At 49.9% G+C, this 20,241-nt stretch carries 12 protein-coding genes and 9 tRNA genes; 18 read left to right on the top strand and 3 right to left on the bottom strand.

Annotated elements, in window-relative coordinates; genetic code table 11:
- The first annotated feature begins 83 nt into the window (after nt 1–83).
- The 13 genes from EKM91_RS12600 to rpoC all read left to right on the top strand — a co-directional run bounded on the left by EKM91_RS12600 (nt 84) and on the right by rpoC (nt 11,516).
- Nucleotides 84–156, top strand: a tRNA-Val gene (locus EKM91_RS12600).
- A gap of 2 nt (nt 157–158) precedes the next feature.
- Nucleotides 159–231: transfer RNA gene (locus EKM91_RS12595), tRNA-Lys, on the top strand.
- Between the two features lie 27 nt (nt 232–258).
- Nucleotides 259–341 (top strand) — tRNA-Leu (locus EKM91_RS12590).
- 4 nt (nt 342–345) lie between these two features.
- A tRNA-Thr gene (locus tag EKM91_RS12585) sits at nt 346–418 on the top strand.
- A 17-nt stretch (nt 419–435) separates the two neighbouring features.
- Nucleotides 436–507: transfer RNA gene (locus EKM91_RS12580), tRNA-Gly, on the top strand.
- Between the two features lie 13 nt (nt 508–520).
- Nucleotides 521–606, top strand: a tRNA-Leu gene (locus EKM91_RS12575).
- 13 nt (nt 607–619) lie between these two features.
- Nucleotides 620–693, top strand: a tRNA-Arg gene (locus EKM91_RS12570).
- A gap of 33 nt (nt 694–726) precedes the next feature.
- A tRNA-Gly gene (locus EKM91_RS12565) sits at nt 727–798 on the top strand.
- 4 nt (nt 799–802) lie between these two features.
- Nucleotides 803–876, top strand: a tRNA-Pro gene (locus EKM91_RS12560).
- A gap of 91 nt (nt 877–967) precedes the next feature.
- Nucleotides 968–1,435: a CtsR family transcriptional regulator gene (locus EKM91_RS12555; RefSeq protein ID WP_125754264.1), complete on the top strand. Its 468-nt coding sequence runs from the start codon at nt 968–970 to the stop codon at nt 1,433–1,435.
- A gap of 29 nt (nt 1,436–1,464) precedes the next feature.
- A complete protein-coding gene (locus tag EKM91_RS12550; protein ID WP_125754263.1) occupies nt 1,465–3,945 on the top strand; it encodes an ATP-dependent Clp protease ATP-binding subunit in 2,481 nt (826 codons plus the stop codon).
- A 314-nt stretch (nt 3,946–4,259) separates the two neighbouring features.
- Complete coding sequence (gene rpoB, locus EKM91_RS12545) at nt 4,260–7,850, top strand: DNA-directed RNA polymerase subunit beta (RefSeq protein WP_125754262.1); 3,591 nt, start codon at nt 4,260–4,262, stop codon at nt 7,848–7,850.
- A gap of 12 nt (nt 7,851–7,862) precedes the next feature.
- Nucleotides 7,863–11,516 carry a DNA-directed RNA polymerase subunit beta' gene (gene rpoC, locus EKM91_RS12540; RefSeq protein WP_125754261.1) on the top strand — a complete coding sequence of 1,218 codons (3,654 nt, stop codon included), beginning with the start codon at nt 7,863–7,865 and terminating at the stop codon, nt 11,514–11,516.
- A 54-nt stretch (nt 11,517–11,570) separates the two neighbouring features.
- Here the strand turns inward: rpoC and EKM91_RS12535 are convergent, their stop codons facing one another.
- Nucleotides 11,571–11,951 (bottom strand): prepilin peptidase, encoded by a 381-nt coding sequence (locus EKM91_RS12535; protein ID WP_125754260.1) that lies wholly within the window; start codon nt 11,949–11,951, stop codon nt 11,571–11,573.
- 251 nt (nt 11,952–12,202) lie between these two features.
- On the opposite strand from EKM91_RS12535, the gene rpsL reads away from it, so the two are divergent.
- The 3 genes from rpsL (at nt 12,203) to fusA (ending at nt 15,386) form a co-directional block, all read left to right on the top strand.
- Nucleotides 12,203–12,622, top strand: a complete 420-nt coding sequence (rpsL, locus tag EKM91_RS12530; protein WP_125754259.1) for a 30S ribosomal protein S12 — start codon at nt 12,203–12,205, stop codon at nt 12,620–12,622.
- 124 nt (nt 12,623–12,746) lie between these two features.
- Nucleotides 12,747–13,217 (top strand): 30S ribosomal protein S7, encoded by a 471-nt coding sequence (gene rpsG / locus EKM91_RS12525; protein WP_125754258.1) that lies wholly within the window; start codon nt 12,747–12,749, stop codon nt 13,215–13,217.
- An 81-nt stretch (nt 13,218–13,298) separates the two neighbouring features.
- Nucleotides 13,299–15,386 carry an elongation factor G gene (gene fusA / locus EKM91_RS12520; RefSeq protein WP_125754257.1) on the top strand — a complete coding sequence of 696 codons (2,088 nt, stop codon included), beginning with the start codon at nt 13,299–13,301 and terminating at the stop codon, nt 15,384–15,386.
- Between the two features lie 110 nt (nt 15,387–15,496).
- Here the strand turns inward: fusA and brnQ are convergent, their stop codons facing one another.
- Nucleotides 15,497–16,876 carry a branched-chain amino acid transport system II carrier protein gene (gene brnQ, locus EKM91_RS12515; RefSeq protein ID WP_125754256.1) on the bottom strand — a complete coding sequence of 460 codons (1,380 nt, stop codon included), beginning with the start codon at nt 16,874–16,876 and terminating at the stop codon, nt 15,497–15,499.
- A gap of 620 nt (nt 16,877–17,496) precedes the next feature.
- Between brnQ and EKM91_RS12510 the strand changes: the two genes are divergently transcribed.
- Entirely contained in the window at nt 17,497–18,780 is a 1,284-nt protein-coding gene (locus EKM91_RS12510) for a PTS sugar transporter subunit IIC (protein ID WP_125754255.1), read from the top strand.
- A 318-nt stretch (nt 18,781–19,098) separates the two neighbouring features.
- Entirely contained in the window at nt 19,099–19,884 is a 786-nt protein-coding gene (locus EKM91_RS12505; RefSeq protein WP_125754254.1) for a MurR/RpiR family transcriptional regulator, read from the top strand.
- A gap of 207 nt (nt 19,885–20,091) precedes the next feature.
- On the opposite strand, the gene EKM91_RS12500 is transcribed toward EKM91_RS12505, so the two are convergent.
- A partial coding sequence (locus EKM91_RS12500) for a zinc ribbon domain-containing protein (protein WP_164508586.1) occupies nt 20,092–20,241 on the bottom strand: 150 nt, incomplete at its 5' end.

The following is a 20,241-nucleotide window of genomic DNA, read 5'->3' as shown; positions in this document are numbered from 1 at the left end:
GAACACAGAAGTTAAGCTTCTCTACGCCGAGAGTAGTTGGTGGGCAACTGCCTGCGAGGGTAGGAAGTCGCCACGCTGTAAATGGAGGATTAGCTCAGTTGGGAGAGCGTCTGCCTTACAAGCAGAGGGTCACAGGTTCGAGCCCTGTATCCTCCATTGAGCCGTTAGCTCAGTTGGTAGAGCATCTGACTTTTAATCAGAGGGTCGACAGTTCGAGCCTGTCACGGCTCATTTCCATTGGTTCCAAAAGAAAGATCTGCGGGTGTGGCGGAACTGGCAGACGCGCTAGATTTAGGTTCTAGTGGTTAATTACCGTGGGGGTTCGAGTCCCTTCACCCGCATTATGCCGACTTAGCTCAGTTGGCAGAGCATCTGTCTTGTAAACAGAGGGTCGGAGGTTCGAATCCTCTAGTCGGCATTAACTGAATAGAATATGCGGAAGTAGTTCAGTGGTAGAACATCACCTTGCCATGGTGGGGGTCGCGAGTTCGAATCTCGTCTTCCGCTTTTCATTATATATGCCGGGGTGGCGAAACTGGTAGACGCACAGGACTTAAAATCCTGCGGTAAGTGATTACCGTGTCGGTTCGAACCCGACCCTCGGCATTTTTTTGAAGTCGCACCCATAGCGCAATTGGATAGAGTGTCTGACTACGAATCAGAAGGTTGTAGGTTCGACTCCTACTGGGTGCATTCCCTGATCAAAGGGTTCAAGTAAATATTGATGCGGAAGTAGTTCAGTGGTAGAACATCACCTTGCCATGGTGGGGGTCGCGAGTTCGAATCTCGTCTTCCGCTTCATCGGGAAATAGCTCAGCTTGGTAGAGCGCTACGTTCGGGACGTAGAGGTCGTGGGTTCGAATCCCGTTTTCCCGATCGTTAAGTCATTGTCTTATAGACGGTGGCTTTTTTGTTGTTTTTGCGTATAATTAAAGTCAATATTAGTCAAAGCTAAAGGTGGGACGTGATGGCAAATCAAAATGTCTCAGATGTGATCGAGCAATACCTTAAAGCATTGCTCGAAGCAGATGAGCAAGTCGAGATCCGCCGTGCCGCGATCGCGGAGCAATTCAATTGTGTACCGTCGCAGATCAATTATGTGATCAAGACGCGGTTTACGCCTGAGCGCGGCTACGTTGTTGAAAGCAAACGTGGCGGCGGCGGGTATATCCGGATCTTGAAGGTCAAAGTGCGTTCGGGATGTGGATTAGTTGAGTGGATGATTGAACGCTTGCCGCGGCGGATCCGCGAAGAAGATGCGCGCGTGATGATTCAAAAGCTTTATGATGAAGGTATCGTGGAACGCCAGACTGGTAATATGATGCTCAGTGTTTTAAGCCGGCAAACATTGAACGTTGGAGATCGTGAAACTGAAGAACACCTGCGTGCACGCTTAATGCTCGCGTTTCTCCAAAGTTTGCAATATGAAAGATAAAACCGGCTACCGAAAAGAGGAGTGTGCTTATGGATAATCTGTTTACGCCGAGTGCTAAAAATGTGCTAATGATCGCGCAAGAGCAGGCCAAATATTTCCACCACCATGCAGTAGGAACAGAACATCTGCTGATGGCGTTAGTCATGGAACAAGATGGGATCGCCGGCAAAACTTTGCGGCAGTTATCTGTCAGCGAAGAAGATGTGCATGACGAGATCGAACGCTTTACCGGGTATGGTACCGTGGATGTCAGCGCTAAAAACGCTGACACTTACTTGCCATATTCGCCTAAAGGTAAGGAGATCTTAACCTTCGCCGGAGATGAAGCAAAGCGGCTTGGGGCGTTGAAGATCGGCACGGAACACATTTTGCTGGGCTTGTTGCGTGAAGATGATATTTTGGCTGCGCGGATCTTACAAAATTTGGATCTTAGTCTGTCTAAAACGCGTCAGATGGTCCTCAAGAAAATGGGGATCAGCGACAGTGCTGCTAAACAACGCGGTGCGGCACGCCAGCCAAAGCGGGCTTCAGCTGGCACACCAACGCTGGATAGCTTGGCGCGTGATTTGACCCAATTGGCACGGGAAAACAAAATGGATCCTGTTGTTGGCCGGGACAAGGAAGTGCGGCGCTTGGTACAGATCTTAGCGCGGCGTACCAAGAATAATCCGGTGTTGATCGGCGAACCAGGGGTCGGCAAAACTGCGATCGCAGAAGGCTTTGCCGAAAAAATCGTGGCTGGTGCCGTACCTGCTGACATGCGCAATAAGCGGCTGATGATGCTTGATATGGGATCGTTAGTAGCAGGCACGAAGTATCGCGGCGAGTTTGAAGACCGCTTAAAGAAAGTGATCGATGAGATCTATCAAGACGGGAATGTGATCTTGTTCATCGATGAATTGCATACCTTGATCGGGGCCGGTGGCGCTGAAGGGGCGATCGATGCTTCTAATATCTTGAAGCCGGCCTTAGCGCGTGGCGAACTGCAGTTGATCGGTGCGACAACCTTAGACGAATATCAAAAGTATATTGAAAAAGATGCTGCCCTCGAACGGCGGTTTGCAACGATCCAAATCGACGAACCGACTCAAGACGAAGCCGAACAGATCCTGCGCGGATTGCGCGGCCGCTACGAAGCCCATCATGGGGTAACGATCACCGATGATGCACTGCACGAAGCCGTGGTGTTGTCTTCGCGGTATATCACGACCCGCTTCTTGCCAGACAAGGCGATCGATTTAGTCGATGAATCTGCGGCTAAAGTCCGCTTGGATGAAGCCGACAAGCCGACTAAAGCTGACAAACTGGAACAACAGCTTGAAGACACGGTGAAAGAAAAAGAAGATGCTATTTTGCATCAAGATTTCGAAGCCGCTGCAACGATTCGCGAAAAGGAACAGAAGCTGCGCGACAAGGTCCAAGCACTGCCAGAAGCAGCCGATGAAAATGGCGTTCGTGCCGATGTTAAAGTGACCGGTGAAGATGTCGCTGAAGTCGTTGCCCAGTGGACTGGCGTACCTGTCACACAACTGCAAAAGAAAGAGTCCGAACGGCTCGTCAACTTGGAGAAAGTGTTGCATGAGCGCGTTGTCGGCCAAGACGAAGCGGTTTCCGCGGTTTCTCGGGCGATCCGGCGGGCACGCAGCGGTTTGAAAGATCCGACTCGGCCAATTGGTTCGTTCATGTTCCTAGGCCCTACTGGTGTCGGGAAGACAGAATTAGCCAAGGCGTTAGCTGAAGCAATGTTTGGGACTGAAGACGCAATGATCCGAGTCGATATGTCTGAATATATGGAGAAATTCTCCACTAGTCGGCTGATCGGGGCGGCGCCTGGTTATATTGGTTACGATGAAGGCGGTCAATTAACTGAAAAAGTCCGCAACAAGCCATATTCGGTCGTTTTATTAGATGAAGTTGAAAAAGCGCATCCTGACGTCTTCAATATTTTGTTGCAGGTACTGGATGATGGTTATCTGACGGATTCTAAAGGCCGGCGAGTCGACTTCCGAAACACGATTTTGATCATGACGTCGAACATTGGGGCTACCGCATTGCGGGACGAAAAGTCCGTTGGCTTTGGCGCCAAGCAAGTCAGCCAAGATTTCAAGGCGATGCAAGCGCGGATGCTTGAAGAATTGAAGCGTGCGTTCCGCCCAGAGTTCTTGAACCGGATCGATGAAACTGTGGTCTTCCACAGCTTAGGCAAGACCGAACTCCATGAGATCGTCAAGATCATGGCCAAAAACGTCTTGCACCGGTTGGCGGATCAAGATATCCAAGTCAAGATCACGCCAGCTGGTATCGATGCAGTGGCGAAAGCAGGCTTTGACCCAGAATATGGGGCACGGCCGATCCGACGGGCATTGCAGCGTGATGTGGAAGATCAATTGTCTGAGCTCTTGCTCACTGGTCAAGCCAAGGCAGGCGATTTGATCACGATCGGGGCCAAGAAAGGGAAGCTGACCTTTACGGTTAAGACTCCTGAAGCCAAGACACCGGTGAATGCATAACTGATCCAAGACAAGGCAAGCGAGTGATCGCTTGCCTTGTTGGTTTTAGACAGCAAGGCTTTGGCTTGACTTCTGCTGACTGAACGCGTATTATCAATGTAATTGCATTTCGGTTAAGGACACATGTGCTGACGATCTATTGTCCGCCAGCGCGCATATGAGACCCAAAGCGATGGGGCGCAAGGCGCCTTTGAGCTTTTGGGTTTTTGTTTGCCCAAAAGGTCCTGAAACCAGCTGATGTAATGTAAATTTAATAATGTTTACAAACTGTTTACGTTAACGGTGACCGAAAAATCTAATGAGGGGTGAACAACTTGGCAGGACATTTAGTGAACTACGGCAAGCATCGCACACGCCGCTCCTATTCCCGCATCAAAGAGGTTCTTGATCTACCTAACTTGATCGAGATCCAATCCAACTCATATCAATGGTTCTTGGATGAAGGCCTGAAGGAAATGTTCGATGACATTATGCCGATCGAAGATTTCCAAGGCAATTTGTCTTTGGAATATGTTGATTATCAGCTGTTAGAACCGAAGTATACGGTCGAAGAGGCGCGCCAACATGACGCCAACTTCTCTGCACCATTGCACGTGACCTTGCGCTTGACCAACCATGAAACTGGTGAGATCAAGTCTCAAGACGTGTTTTTTGGCGACTTCCCATTGATGACGGATCAAGGGACTTTCATCATTAATGGTGCTGAACGGGTTATTGTGTCGCAGTTAGTCCGCAGCCCAGGGGTTTATTACAACAGTGAGATGGACAAGAACTCACGGATCACCTGGGGCACAACGGTGATTCCTAACCGTGGGGCTTGGCTGGAATACGAAACTGATGCCAAAGACATTTCTTATGTCCGCATCGATCGTACCCGTAAGATCCCAATGTCTGAATTAGTTCGGGCTTTAGGCTTTGGTTCTGACTCTGACATTATTGAAATGTTTGGGGATTCCGATTCTTTGATGCTGACCTTGGAAAAGGATGTGCACAAGAATACGGATGATTCACGTACCGATGAAGCCTTGAAGGATATCTACGAACGGCTACGCCCAGGCGAACCTAAGACCGCGGATTCTTCTCGCAGCCTCTTGTACGCGCGCTTCTTTGATCCAAAGCGTTATGATTTGGCTAATGTTGGACGTTACAAGGTCAACAAGAAGCTGAACCTAAAGACGCGCTTGCTCGGCCGGACGTTGGCTGAGACCCTTGCCGATCCAGAAACTGGTGAAGTGATCGTTGCCAAAGACACCAAGATCGACCGGCATGTGATGGATACATTGGGCGAATATCTTGATAAAGACGACTTCAAGACGGTTACCTACCAGCCTTCTGATCAAGGTGTGGTGACTGATCCAATGACGATCCAAGTGATCAAAGTTTATTCTGAAAACAACCCTGAAAAAGTGGTCAACATGATTGGCAATGGCCATATCGACAAGAAGGTCAAGCATTTGATCCCTGCTGATATTATTGCCTCCATGAACTATTTCTTGAACTTACAAGAAGGTATCGGTGTCACCGATGATATCGATCACTTAGGTAACCGCCGGATCCGTTCCGTTGGGGAATTGTTGCAAAACCAATTCCGTATCGGGTTGTCCCGGATGGAGCGGGTCGTGCGTGAACGGATGTCGATCCAAGACACCACCACCATCACCCCACAGCAATTGATCAATATCCGGCCAGTGGTCGCTTCGATCAAGGAATTCTTCGGCAGTTCGCAATTATCACAGTTTATGGACCAGACGAACCCATTAGGCGAATTGACGCATAAGCGGCGGTTGTCTGCCCTTGGCCCTGGTGGTTTGACACGTGATCGTGCCGGGTATGAAGTGCGTGACGTGCATTATACCCATTATGGCCGGATGTGCCCGATCGAAACGCCAGAAGGCCCTAACATCGGCTTGATCAATTCACTGGCTTCTTACGCGGTCGTTAACCCTTATGGCTTTATCGAGACCCCATACCGGCGTGTTTCCTGGGAAGATCATAAGGTTACTGACAAGATCGATTACCTGACTGCTGACGAAGAAGATAACTATGTGGTGGCTCAGGCCAACTCCAAGTTGAATGATGACGGTTCTTTTGCAGATGAAACCATCCTGGCGCGTTCCAAGGATGATAACATCGAAACCACGCCAGAACACGTTGACTACATGGACGTTTCGCCTAAGCAAGTGGTCGCTGTGGCGACTGCCTGCATTCCTTTCTTGGAAAACGATGACTCCAACCGGGCCTTGATGGGTGCTAACATGCAGCGCCAAGCGGTGCCATTAGTTGACCCGCATGCGCCTTTAGTTGGGACCGGCATGGAATATAAAGCCGCTCATGACTCTGGGATCGCTGTTTTGGCCAAGCATTCTGGGACAGTTGAATTTGTTGACGCCAAAGAGATTCGAATCCGTCGGGCTGACGGTGCTTTGGATAAGTATAAGTTGATGAAGTTCCGTCGTTCTAACGCGGGTAAGAACTACAACCAACGGCCGATCGTGCGCCTCAACGATAAAGTTGACGCCGATGAGATCATTGCCGATGGCCCAGCGATGGAAAATGGGGAATTAGCTTTAGGGCAAAACCCGATCATCGCCTTCATGACTTGGAACATGTACAACTATGAAGATGCGATCGTGTTATCTGAAAAGTTGGTCCGCGAAGATGCGTATACGTCGATCCATATCGAGGAATACGAATCTGAAGCGCGTGATACCAAGCTTGGACCTGAAGAAATCACCCGTGAAATTCCTAACGTTGGTGAAGAAGCGCTTAAAGACCTCGATGAATTTGGGATCATTCGTATTGGTGCAGAAGTGCGCGATGGCGATATCTTAGTCGGCAAGGTCACACCAAAAGGGGTTACCGAACTTTCTGCTGAAGAACGTTTGTTACACGCGATCTTCGGTGAAAAAGCGCGTGAAGTCCGTGATACCTCGTTGAAAGTTCCTCATGGCGGCGGCGGGATCATTCAAGATGTTCGCATCTTCACCCGTGAAGCCGGAGATGAATTGTCCCCTGGTGTCAACATGATGGTCCGCGTCTACATCACCCAGAAACGTAAGATCCAAGTGGGTGATAAGATGGCCGGTCGTCACGGGAACAAAGGGACGGTTTCTGTCGTTGTGCCTGAAGAAGATATGCCTTACTTGCCAGACGGCACGCCAGTAGATATCTTGCTGTCGCCAATGGGTGTGCCTTCACGGATGAACATTGGCCAGGTGCTGGACTTGCACTTGGGTATGGCTGCGCGCAATTTAGGGATCCATGTGGCAACACCAGTCTTTGATGGTGCCAATGATGAAGACTTATGGGCAACCGTCAAAGAAGCTGGGATGGCTGCAGACGGCAAGTCTGTTTTATATGATGGCCGTACTGGTGAACCATTTGAAAACCGTGTTTCTGTTGGGGTCATGTACTACATGAAACTCGCTCACATGGTCGACGATAAGATCCATGCCCGTTCCATCGGACCTTACTCCTTAGTCACGCAACAACCGCTTGGTGGTAAAGCCCAGTTTGGTGGTCAGCGTTTCGGGGAAATGGAAGTTTGGGCCTTGGAAGCTTATGGGGCGGCTTACACCTTGCAAGAAATTTTGACTTACAAGTCAGATGATGTGGTCGGCCGGGTCAAGACCTATGAAGCGATCGTCAAAGGCGAACCGATTCCAAAGCCTGGGGTCCCTGAATCCTTCCGCGTGCTGGTCAAGGAATTGCAAGCTTTGGGCTTGGACATGAAGGTCCTCGACCAAGAAAAGCAAGAAATTGAGTTGCGCGATATGGATGACGAAGATGATGATGTGATCTCCGTTGATGCTTTGGCGAAGTTTGCTAAAGAACAAGAAGAGAAAAAGGCTAAAGAAGCCGCTGCGCAAGCCGCCGCAGACCAAAGTAGCGACGATAACAAATAGGAGGTTAGCCCTTTGATTGATGTCAACAAGTTTGAAAGTATGCAAATCGGCTTAGCCTCGCCTGACAAGATCCGCAGCTGGTCCTATGGGGAAGTCAAAAAACCCGAAACGATCAACTACCGGACTTTAAAGCCAGAGCGAGACGGGCTTTTCGACGAACGCATCTTCGGACCGACCAAAGACTGGGAATGTGCTTGCGGTAAGTACAAGCGGATTCGTTACAAGGGGATCGTTTGCGATCGTTGTGGCGTTGAAGTGACCCGGTCCAAGGTTCGTCGCGAACGGATGGGGCACATCGAATTGGCTGCTCCTGTGACGCATATCTGGTACTTCAAGGGCATCCCATCACGGATGGGCTTAGTGCTTGATATGTCCCCACGGGCTTTGGAAGAAGTCATCTACTTTGCGTCTTACGTCGTGATCGATCCAGGCGACACTGCTTTAGAAAAAAAGCAACTGTTGACCGAACGCGAATATCGTGAAAAGCGTGAAGAATACGGTCAAGGCTTCAACGCCAAGATGGGTGCTGAAGCGGTCAAGGAACTCTTGGATCAAGTCGATTTGGCCCAAGAAGTGGCTGAACTCAAAGAGAATTTGAAGTCGGCACAAGGCCAAAAGCGGACCCGTGCGATCCGGCGGTTGGATATTTTGGATGCCTTTTTGGAATCCGGTAATGATCCGGCTTGGATGGTCATGGACGCGATCCCGGTCATTCCACCGGATCTGCGGCCAATGGTCCAACTTGAAGGGGGTCGGTTTGCAACTTCCGATCTCAACGATCTTTATCGGCGGGTGATCAACCGTAACAACCGGCTCAAGCGCCTGCTTGATCTGAACGCGCCTAACATCATCGTGCAAAACGAAAAGCGGATGCTGCAAGAAGCTGTGGACGCCTTGATCGATAATGGTCGGCGCGGCCGTCCTGTCACCGGCCCAGGGAATCGGCCGTTGAAGTCGCTCAGCCACATGCTGAAAGGTAAGCAAGGCCGTTTCCGTCAGAACTTACTGGGTAAGCGGGTCGACTATTCTGGTCGTTCGGTTATCGACGTTGGTCCTACCTTGAAGTTTTATCAATGCGGACTGCCGCGGCAAATGGCGTTGGAACTCTTCAAACCATTCGTGATGCGCGAACTGGTTGCTCGCGATATGGCCAGCAACATCAAAAACGCGCGGCGGAAGATCGACCGCGAAGATGATGATATCTGGGATGTGCTTGAAGATGTCATCAAGGAACGGCCAGTGCTGTTAAACCGCGCGCCTACCTTGCACCGTTTGGGGATCCAAGCGTTTGAACCCGTCTTAGTTGATGGTAAAGCGATGCGTTTGCACCCGATCGTATGTGAAGCTTATAACGCCGATTTCGATGGGGATCAAATGGCGGTCCATGTTCCGTTATCAGATGAAGCCCAAGCTGAAGCGCGGCTGCTCATGTTAGCAGCGCATCATATCTTGGCGCCTAAAGATGGCAAGCCGATCGTAACGCCTTCTCAGGATATCGTTTTAGGGAACTATTACTTGACGATGGAACAAAAAGGCCGCGAAGGCGAAGGCATGATCTTCAAGGATACCAATGAAGTCTTATTGGCCTTGCAAAATGGTTATGTGCACTTGCACTCGCGTATCGGGTTGGCAACCGACTCACTGACGACCAAGCCATTCACTGATGACCAGCGCAATAAGGTCATGGTGACTTCTGTTGGTAAAGTGATCTTCAATGAGATTTTGCCTGCAGAACTGCCATACCTTAACGAGCCGACGCAAGATAATATCGTTAATGGCGTGCCAGACAAGTATTTCATCAAGCGTGGTGAAGACATTCACGCCTACTTGGCTGATGCTCCTTTGATCGATCCATTCAAGAAGAGCTTCTTGTCTGATATCATTGCTGAAGTGTTCAAGACCTACAAGGTCCAACGCACGTCAGATTTGCTGGATGACATGAAGACTTTAGGTTACACCCAAGCGACCAACTCCGGCTTGACGGTCGGGGTTGCTGATGTGCCAAACTTGCCCGAAAAAGGTGAGATCGTGGCAGAAGCGCATAAGAAAGTGGCAACCGTTGCTAAGCAGTTCCGGCGTGGGTTGATCACCGATGAAGAACGTCATGATCGGACCATTTCGATTTGGAATGATGCCAAAGATGATATTCAACAGAAGCTGATCGATTCATTTGACCCGAACAACCCGATCTCGATGATGAGTGATTCTGGGGCGCGTGGCAACATCTCAAACTTTACTCAGCTTGCCGGAATGCGTGGTTTAATGGCTGCGCCTAACGGTGGGATGATGGAAGTGCCAGTGTTGTCAAACTTCCGTGAAGGCTTGTCGGTCATGGAAATGTTCATGTCTACTCACGGGGCTCGTAAAGGGATGACTGATACGGCTTTGAAGACGGCTGACTCGGGTTACTTGACTCGCCGGCTGGTCGATGTCGCGCAAGATGTCATCGTGCGTGAAGAAGACTGTGGGACTGATCGTGGCCTCGTGGTTTCTGCGATTCGCGAAGGTAACGAAATGATCGAACCATTATACGATCGTTTAGTTGGGCGCTTCACTCAAAAGTCGGTTATCGACCCTAACAGTGGTGAAGTGATCGTACCAAAAGATACCTTGATGGACGAAGACATGGCCCAAGCCATTGTAGATGCAGGGGTTGAATCTGTTTCGATTCGTTCGGTCTTCACCTGTGACACCCGTCATGGGGTTTGCCAAAAGTGCTACGGCCGCAACCTTGCCACCGGCGAACAAGTCGAAGTTGGTGAAGCCGTTGGGACCGTCGCTGCACAGTCTATCGGCGAACCCGGCACGCAGCTGACCATGCGTAACTTCCATACCGGCGGGGTTGCCGGTGGCGATGATATCACGCAAGGGCTGCCTCGTGTTCAAGAAATCATGGAAGCCCGCAACCCTAAAGGTCCTGCGGTGATTTCCGAAGTTGATGGCACGATCACAGCAATCGATGAAAACCCAGCAGAACACACTCGTGAGATCACGGTCGAAGGTAAGACGGATACTCGGACTTACTCCGTCCCATATGCTTCGAGTGTGGCAGTAGCTGAAGGCGATCATGTTGGTCGCGGCGGCCGCTTGACTGGCGGGTCGATCGATCCGAAGCAGTTGATCAAGATCCAAGATGCCTTAAGTACCGAAAACTATCAATTGTTTGAAGTCCAAAAGGTTTATCGGATGCAAGGGATCGAAATCGCGGATAAGCATATTGAAGTGATGGTCCGTCAGATGTTGCGGAAGATCCGGGTCATGGATCCAGGCGACACCGATATCTTGCCAGGCACGCTGTTAGATATTGCTGAATTCAAGGATCGTAACAAAGATACCTTGATTTCTGGCGGTATCCCAGCAACCGGGCGGCCAGTGCTCCTTGGGATCACCAAGGCATCATTGGAAACCAACTCGTTCTTGTCTGCCGCTTCCTTCCAGGAAACGACTCGTGTCCTCACCGATGCGTCGATTCGCGGCAAGGTCGATCCGTTGGTCGGCTTGAAAGAAAATGTCATTATCGGGAAGATCATTCCAGCTGGTACTGGGATGGCAACCTACCGTCACATGGAACCAAAGACGGTGGGCGCAGTGTCCGAAAATGTCTATTCGATTTCCGATATCGAAAAGCAAATGAAAGCTGACGATGCGACGAAGTCAAAAGACTAAGCGCTAGTCCAAGCCCGCTCACGCCAAAGCGTGAGCGGGCTTTTTTTTGCGTTGTCATGCCCAAGGGGCGATGATGATCGCAGCCAAGGCGAGATGGGGAAGCCAGGGGATGCGGCGGTGGTGAGTGCCAAGCGCGTGCAAAATACCGGTGACACAACTCAGCAAAAATAGCCACAATAGCGGCAAACTGGCAAAGCGGCTGGCCAGCACCATGATCAACCAAGCGTCTGCTGCGCCCAGCTTTCCCCAGCAGGTGATGGCGGCAAACCCGCTGCCCCAAAGCAATGGCGGCCACCATAGCACACCATGGCCTAGCTGTAAGCCATAAACCAGCACACACCAACTTTCAAATGGCCATGCCGGCACGCTGCCATGGCGGGCGTCTTGCCACGCCCAATAGATAAGACCACAAAAAAACAAAGCTGTCGACCACATGGGGTGACCTCCTCTCAAACTGGCTGACGTTGAATAAGTTCGCTAACTGTAAGAGAAAAGCTTGACACTAGGCCAGGAAACTTAGTATACTATCAAAGGTGCTTTTTTCCAGTTATTCGGGTTTCCTGAACGTGCGAACTGGTGAATCGCCGCTTCGCCGTCCAGTGGGCCATTTTTTTATGATTAAAAATGAACCGCCTGGATGTGTGGACTTGAAAAGTTTTACCATAATCGAAAGGAGGAACCTTTGAATGCCTACCATTAATCAATTGGTGCGTCAAGGTCGCAAGTCTCATGCTACAAAGTCAAACTCTCCTGCGTTGAACTTCGGTTACAACAGCAAGAAGAAGTCTCTTACCAACACTCCAGCTCCGCAAAAACGTGGGGTGGCTACTCGTGTCGGCACCATGACACCAAAGAAGCCTAACTCTGCTTTGCGTAAGTATGCCCGTGTGCGTCTGTCCAACTTAATTGAAGTGACAGCTTATATCCCAGGTATCGGTCACAACCTGCAAGAACATAGTGTTGTTCTGATCCGTGGGGGCCGTGTTAAGGATTTGCCAGGGGTTCGTTACCACATCATCCGTGGGACCCTCGATACTGCCGGTGTTGACGGCCGTATGCAGAGCCGTTCCAAGTACGGTGCAAAGCGCCCTAAGGACAAGAAGTAATTCGTTGATGCAGCCAAGCGGCTTTAGCCGTTTGACCCATCGCCAGCGACTTGTCGGTCTTGGCCATTTTGGTCAGATCACAATCGTCTTTAATTAACACGACTTTTAAGAGGAGGCAATCAGTATGCCACGTAGAGGCACTGTTTCTAAGCGCGACGTATTACCTGATCCAGTTTACAATTCTAAGCTGGTTACCCGCTTGATCAACCACTTGATGATCGACGGTAAACGCGGTAAAGCGCAAACTATTTTATATTCTGCATTTGATATCGTTAAAAAGGAAACTGGCAACGAACCAGTTGATGTCTTCGAAGAAGCAATGAAGAACATCATGCCAGTACTTGAAGTTAAGGCTCGCCGTATCGGGGGTTCTAACTATCAAGTGCCAATCGAAGTGCGCCCGGATCGTCGGACGACCCTTGGCCTTCGCTGGCTCACCCAATATTCCCGTCAACGCGGTGAACACACCATGGACGAACGCCTTGCGCGTGAAATCATGGATGCAGCTAACAACACTGGTGCTGCTGTGAAGAAGCGTGAAGACACTCATAAAATGGCAGACGCTAACCGCGCCTTTGCACATTATCGTTGGTAAGACAGTTTGGCTATTATATCGGAGTATATAGTAGCCAATTGTTTTATAATCATACAAATTTGAGAGGAGAACTACTTTCACATGGCCAACAAGCGTGAATTTCCGTTAGACCGGACCCGTAACATTGGGATCATGGCCCACATCGATGCTGGTAAGACCACCACGACCGAACGTATCTTGTATTACACCGGTAAGATCCATAAAATCGGTGAAACACATGATGGCGCTTCGCAAATGGACTGGATGGCGCAAGAACAAGAACGTGGGATCACGATCACTTCTGCTGCGACCACCGCTTTTTGGAAGGACCACCGGGTCAACATCATTGACACCCCAGGACACGTGGACTTCACAATCGAAGTTGAACGTTCCTTGCGTGTGCTTGATGGTGCCGTGACCGTCTTAGACGCTCAAGCTGGGGTTGAACCTCAGACTGAAAACGTTTGGCGTCAGGCTTCCACGTACTCTGTTCCGCGGATCGTATTCGTTAACAAGATGGATAAGATCGGTGCTAACTTCAAATATTCCCTTGAAACGCTGCACGATCGCTTAGGCGCCAACGCCCATGCGATGCAGTTGCCGATCGGTGCTGAAGACAACTTCGAAGGTATTATCGACTTGATCGAAATGAAAGCCGACTTATACGACGAAGATGCTTTGGGTTCCGAATGGGATGTCGTTGATATTCCTGATGAATATAAAGAAGAAGCTGAACAAGCGCATGCCGATTTGATCGAAGCCGTCGCTGATGTTGATGACGAGATCATGGACAAGTACCTTGAAGGCGAAGAAATCACCAAAGATGAGCTGAAGGCTGCGATCCGTAAAGCAACCTTGGCATTGGAATTCTTCCCAGTGTTCGCTGGTTCTGCCTTTAAGAACAAGGGTGTGCAGATGATGCTTGACGGTGTCGTTGATTACTTGCCATCCCCATTGGATGTGAAGCCATACAACGCCACAGATCCTGAGACTGGCGAAGCGGTTGAATTGACTGCTGGTGACGACAAGCCATTTGCTGCGTTAGCTTTCAAGATCGCAACGGATCCGTTTGTTGGCCGTTTGACTTTCATTCGTGTCTACACCGGGACTTTGGAAGCCGGTTCTTATGTCTTGAACGCTTCTAAAGACAACCGTGAACGTGTGGGTCGTTTGCTGCAAATGCACTCGAATCACCGTGAAGAAATTCCTGAAGTGTTCTCTGGTGATATCGCTGCTGCGATCGGCTTGAAGAATACCACTACTGGTGACTCTTTGACTGCCGTTGATCACCCGTTGATCCTCGAATCTCTGGAAATTCCTGATCCGGTTATCCAGGTATCTATCGAACCTGATTCTAAAGAAGACCGTGACAAGCTTGATGTTGCGATCCAAAAGCTTTCTGAAGAAGACCCGACTTTCCAAGCTGAAACCAACCCTGAAACTGGCGAAACTTTGATCGCCGGCATGGGCGAATTGCACTTGGACATCATGGTTGACCGGATGAAGCGTGAATTTAAGGTCGGCGCCAAGGTCGGTGCCCCTCAAGTGGCGTACCGTGAAACCTTCACCAAGCAAGCTAGCGCACAAGGTAAGTTTGTTCGCCAGTCTGGTGGTAAAGGGCAATATGGTGATGTTTGGGTTGAATTCACTCCTAACGAAGAAGGTAAGGGCTTCGAATTCGAAGACGCTATCGTCGGTGGGGTCGTTCCTCGTGAATACATCCCATCAGTTGAACAAGGTTTGAAAGAAGCAATGGCTAACGGCGTGCTTGCCGGCTACCCATTGATCGACGTCAAGGCTAAGCTTTATGATGGGTCTTATCATGAAGTCGATTCTTCTGAAGCAGCCTTCAAGGTTGCGGCTTCCATGGCGTTGAAGAACGCTGCAAGCAAGGCCGGTGCGGTTATTCTCGAACCGATCATGCACGTTGAAGTCGTCGTCCCAGAAGACTACCTTGGTGATGTTATGGGCCAAATCACCGCTCGTCGCGGCCGTGTCGAAGGCATGGAAGCACGCGGTAACGCCCAACTGATCAACTCCATGGTACCGCTGGCCGAAATGTTCGGTTATGCTACGACGCTGCGTTCTGCAACGCAAGGCCGTGGGACCTTCACGATGACCTTCGATCACTACGAACCAACTCCGAAGTCCATTCAAGAAGAGATCATCAAGAAGAACGGCGGCAAGTAAGCTGATTCTTCTGAAAAAGCCTCAAGGCAGCTTGAGGCTTTTTTTGATTCAGCCAAAAACAGGAGCAGCCCATCTGGGCTGCTCCTGTTTTCGCTTTTGGGAAGATCAGTTTAATTCATGACATTGACGGTTGCGCGGGCGCGGACTTTGTAAACGACCAAGCCCAAGGCCAAACCGACCAATGCTGGGACGACCCAGGCCATCCCTAAGGCGGCAAATGGGAAGAAGCTGTGTTCGAAGCCAGTCATAGCAACACCAAATGCAGATTGTGAAACCACTGGTGGGAAGGCTGCGACCATATCGAATAATGCGGGTACTGCCGTGAAGCCGACGGTAAAGGCGTAAACCGTCTTATCGTGATTGAACCACTTGCCGGAAACGCTGAGTAAGATTAAGACCATGGCAAACGGGTATAAGAACATCAACATCGGTGTGGACCAAGAGATAATCGTCGCTAAACCAAAGTTGGCGGTTAAAAATGAAGCAAAGGTCATCAAGCCTAACCATTGAACGTAGCTCAAAACTTGAAAGTGTTTGTGGAAGTCTTGGGCAAATGCAGCGACCAAACCAACGGCGGTGGTCAAGCAGGTGACTGTCAGCAAGGTTGCCAATAAAGCGTGACCAGCTGTTCCAAAGTAGAAAGTGACGACTTGATTAAAGGCGGTGCCGCCTTCAGCGGAGACTTTGAAGTTTGCTAAAGACTTTGCGCCTAAAACGATCAAGAATAAGTAAACGACGCCGATCATACTGGTGGCTAAAACCCCGGCTTTGGCGGTCATTTTCGCCACGGAGCTTTGCCGCTTCAAACCCAGCCCGCGAACCGCGGTGACGACGGTGACCCCAAAGGCCAAACCAGCTAAAGCATCCATCGTATTGTAACCTTGTAAAAAGCCGTTAAAGAAGCTGCCGCCTAATGCGGTGTAGCCGGTGGTGCTGGCTTGGGCGCCGGCAGCCCCCATGCTATGCGTGAAGCCAAAGAAGAAAACGAAGAATAATAGCACTAAGAAAACAGGATTCAAAGCTTTACCGATCGCACTGGTGATGCGTTGTTCTTTGTAGGCAAGCAAGAAAGCGGCCAAGAAGAATAAGGCTGAAAAAACCAGTAATCCGGTTGCTTGCATACTCTTCGGCAACATTGGGGCGATCCCGGTCGTAAAGGAAACCGTCGCAGTCCGCGGGGTCCCGAACAACGGGCCGATAGTCAAGTGGATCAAAACCATGAACAAGATCGCAAACCATTTGCCCAATGGTTTGCCGATATCATAAACGCCTTCAGCGTGCATTGCCGATACCGCTAAAACAGAAAGCAGCGGTAATACCACCGCGGTGACTAAAAACCCTACTGCGGCTGGGACCCAGTGACTGCCTGCCAGCTGGCCGAGGTGCAAAGGAAAGATCAAGTTGCCAGCGCCGAAGAATAAGCCGAACAACATTGAGGCGACGACGAAATAATCGCGTTTAGTTAATTTTTTTTCAACGAGTTTTTCCATGAATAAGTCCTCCTAGTACGAGTGGTGTTGAATAATTGCTGAATCGAGGTAATGCCGCTTTCCATTTCACCATCTCCTTTTGGTTATACAACGAGCTGACGGCCTAGGTTCCGTCAGACCAAAAAAAACGGCACCCTTAGCGAAGACTAAGGGTGCCGCAGCACGATACCACCTTAATATGCTGGATTTGTCGCCAAAAACAGCCTCAATACGTACAGCCGCAATGGGCGATACGCGAACACGTTAATGGGTGTTTAACCATGACACGTTACTAAGGTTTCGGTGTCCTGCTCGAAAGGGATATTCATGATCATTAGCCTTGCTTCCTCACACCTCACGAAGCTCGCTGAAAGTCAAACGATCACTACTGGTCTTTCTCGTTGCATTTATCACTTGTTGTAAATGAGTATAGCATGAGAATCCTCATTGTCAATGGTGAGAGGCGATTTTTTTCGACAACAGGCGTTATGCGTGCATGTGCCAGGGGCAACTTGTTACGCTTAAAGTGTCATCAAAGCAGTGATACACTGCTCTGGTACATGTATCATTGAGTCAGGCTGGGTGAGGATGCTATAACTAGTATGTAAGCGGAAACAAAAAAGCAAAAGGGGGAAAAGTTTATGCAGAACTTTATCGCGTTTATGGAAAAACACTTCCTGCCGATCGCGGCTAAGATCGGGAACCAGCGTCACTTAGTTGCGATCCGGGATGCGTTTGCCTACACGATGCCACTGATGATCTTAGGTGCGTTTGCGACTTTGATCAATAACTTGCCGATTCCCGGTTATCAAGACCTGATGAACGGCATCTTCAGTGAAAAGCTCAAGGACGGGACATTTATTTGGACCAAGCTCGGGGGGAACTTATGGAGCGGGACCTTTGCCGTTTTAGGCGTAATGATCGCATTTTTGGTGGCGTATAACTTAGCCAAGTCCTATGGGTCTGCCGCAGTGGCAGCCGGGATCGTCTCATTAGGGTCATTTTTCACAGTTGGTGGGGCTTCAGGGATGGATTCGACCGGGCTGTTCATCGCTTTGATCGTCGCGATCGTTTCGGTTGAGCTCTTCCGGCGTTTGGAAGCCAACCCCCACTTGGTGATCAAGATGCCTGACTCTGTGCCGCCGGCAGTGGCGACTTCGTTTGCGGCTTTGCTTCCAGCCATGATCACGATGACCATCTTCGGGTTGGTCACCACATTCTTCAATGCCGCACACGTCGAAAACATTGTCTTGGCCTTTTACAAGGCGGTGCAAGAACCATTCATGGGGATGGCTAACTCGTATCCAACCGCCTTGCTGATCGCGTTTATCACCCCATTCTTGTGGTTCTTCGGGCTGCATGGGGCCAATATGATCGACCCATTCATGCAAACGATCAATGCGCCTGCGATCACCGCTAACTTGGCGGCGTTAAAAGCCGGCAAAGAGATCCCTTATATTGTCAACAAGCCATTGTTTGATTCTTTCGTGAACATGGGCGGCACCGGGGTGACGATCTCTTTGATCATTGCTATTTGGCTTTTTGCCCGTAAGAACAAAGCCTATATGACCGTGTCGAGCTTGTCGTTTGCCCCAGGATTGTTCAATATCAATGAACCATTGACCTTCGGCTTGCCGATCGTCTTGAACCCGATCTTGTTCGTGCCATATATCATCGCGCCAATGGTTTGCATCACGATCGCATATTTTGCCACAGCCTCTGGCTTCATGCCGGCATGTACCGTGATGGCACCATGGGTCACCCCACCGATCATCGGCGGCGTGATCGCCACTGCCAGCTGGCAAGGTGGGGTGATTGCTGCAGTAAATATTGTGGTCGCAACGATCATTTACTCACCATTTGTCTACATGGCCACGGTCATGCAACAAAAAAAGGATCTTGCAGAAGCAGCTGCGCAACAATAAATCAGCAATACGCACGGCTTTGGCGGACGACTTGATTTTCAAGGCGGGCGGCAAAGCCGTTTTTGCGTTGCTATTGCCAGCAAAGGCGACAAAGTGCAAAAATTGTGGGAACAAATTAGGTGAAATGATACTGGTTGTATCATCCGCGATAATTATGACATTGCAATCGCTTTTGTATCATCTTAGGGTATAATCAATAAGAGGATGAATGCGCTGTCTAATCGTATCTATCCTAGGATATCATGACATTAGATTATTTATGGGAACAAATCTGATTTGTTCCGAGGCGATACAGGCGGTTTTTTTCAGGAGGATGCGATGCTGTTTTTAAACTACACCCCAGAACTGACGGAAACGGATATGACGATTTATCGCGAGATCGTCAAAGATATGGATGCCGTGATCTATATGCGCATTCGCGATTTGGCGGAGACGACTTATTGCAGTACAGCTAGTATCCAGCGTTTTTGTCAGAAGTTTGATTGTTCTGGATGGGCCGAGTTTAAGGCCAAACTGCGGATGTATAACAACCAAATGAGCCACCGCGGCCAGTTGCCCAACGACATTGATGGCGGCGAGATCACGCGTTCGATCGCTGCTTGTGAAGATGGCCAATACCAACAGGCGATGGATCGCGCCGCGCATTTGTTATACGAGCATGCCCAAGTGGTGTGGATCGGGTTTGGCACGTCGCGCATCGTCGCGGAATATGGTGCGGCCACTTACTCGAACAGTGTGAATCTTTCTTTTTCGATTTCTGCACCCATGACGCACCCGCAAGTCGATTATCCCGAAGCAGTGTACAAGGCAATGTGTGCGGTGGTGTGTTCGGTGTCAGGTGAAAATCGCGTCGTGATCGGGTATCTCAATGAGTTGATCAAGCATCAAGTCCCGGTGATCGCGATCACCAATAGCGCTAATTCGACGATCGCGCGCTTAGCCACCGTCGCGTTAGCGTATTATGTGACCCCGCAGGATCTGGATGGGGCCAACTTGACCAGCCAAACCCCGGCGATCTATATCATCGAAAAAATCACGCGGCGGGCGATGATGTTAGCCCGGCCGGAAAATGTCCGCCATTTGGAAGACAATGTGATGCCTTAGCCAGGAGGTCAACCACCCCTGAATGAATTCAGGGGCTTGCAGGGACAGAAGCCTTGCTGACTTCCTTTCCGCAATTTCCACAGATACATTCTGTCGCCAACAATCATCCGTCGGCTTCTCAGACTAATTCCTGTGGCTTTATCGTCCCCAGGTTGCCATAGGGACTTGGTGTACTACGCCATAGTTACATGGACATGAGAGTTAATATTATCCCGCAAGCTTGGTAATCCCACGCGCCAGAATGTTCAGTGCCGCATTATGGTCGCGAATGTGGTGTTGTCCGCATTGTGGACAATCCCATTGGCGTTGGGCCAAAGTCAGCTTGTGGGTACCTGCTGTACCCATCACAAAACCACA

The sequence above is a fragment of the Lacticaseibacillus baoqingensis genome (genome assembly GCF_003946165.1).
GTDB lineage: Bacteria > Bacillota > Bacilli > Lactobacillales > Lactobacillaceae > Lacticaseibacillus > Lacticaseibacillus baoqingensis.
Note: the sequence above shows the minus strand (reverse complement) of the source record. Positions and strands in the feature narration are given on the sequence as shown.

Excerpts from the sequence above, each read along its gene's own strand:
- EKM91_RS12555 (WP_125754264.1), top strand. The coding sequence starts at position 968 with ATGGCAAATCAAAATGTCTCAGATGTGATCGAGCAATACCTTAAAGCA.
- EKM91_RS12550 (WP_125754263.1), top strand. The coding sequence starts at position 1,465 with ATGGATAATCTGTTTACGCCGAGTGCTAAAAATGTGCTAATGATCGCG.
- EKM91_RS12535 (WP_125754260.1), bottom strand. The coding sequence starts at position 11,951 with ATGTGGTCGACAGCTTTGTTTTTTTGTGGTCTTATCTATTGGGCGTGG.
- rpsL (WP_125754259.1), top strand. The coding sequence starts at position 12,203 with ATGCCTACCATTAATCAATTGGTGCGTCAAGGTCGCAAGTCTCATGCT.
- rpsG (WP_125754258.1), top strand. The coding sequence starts at position 12,747 with ATGCCACGTAGAGGCACTGTTTCTAAGCGCGACGTATTACCTGATCCA.
- fusA (WP_125754257.1), top strand. The coding sequence starts at position 13,299 with ATGGCCAACAAGCGTGAATTTCCGTTAGACCGGACCCGTAACATTGGG.
- brnQ (WP_125754256.1), bottom strand. The coding sequence starts at position 16,876 with ATGGAAAAACTCGTTGAAAAAAAATTAACTAAACGCGATTATTTCGTC.
- EKM91_RS12510 (WP_125754255.1), top strand. The coding sequence starts at position 17,497 with ATGCAGAACTTTATCGCGTTTATGGAAAAACACTTCCTGCCGATCGCG.
- EKM91_RS12505 (WP_125754254.1), top strand. The coding sequence starts at position 19,099 with ATGCTGTTTTTAAACTACACCCCAGAACTGACGGAAACGGATATGACG.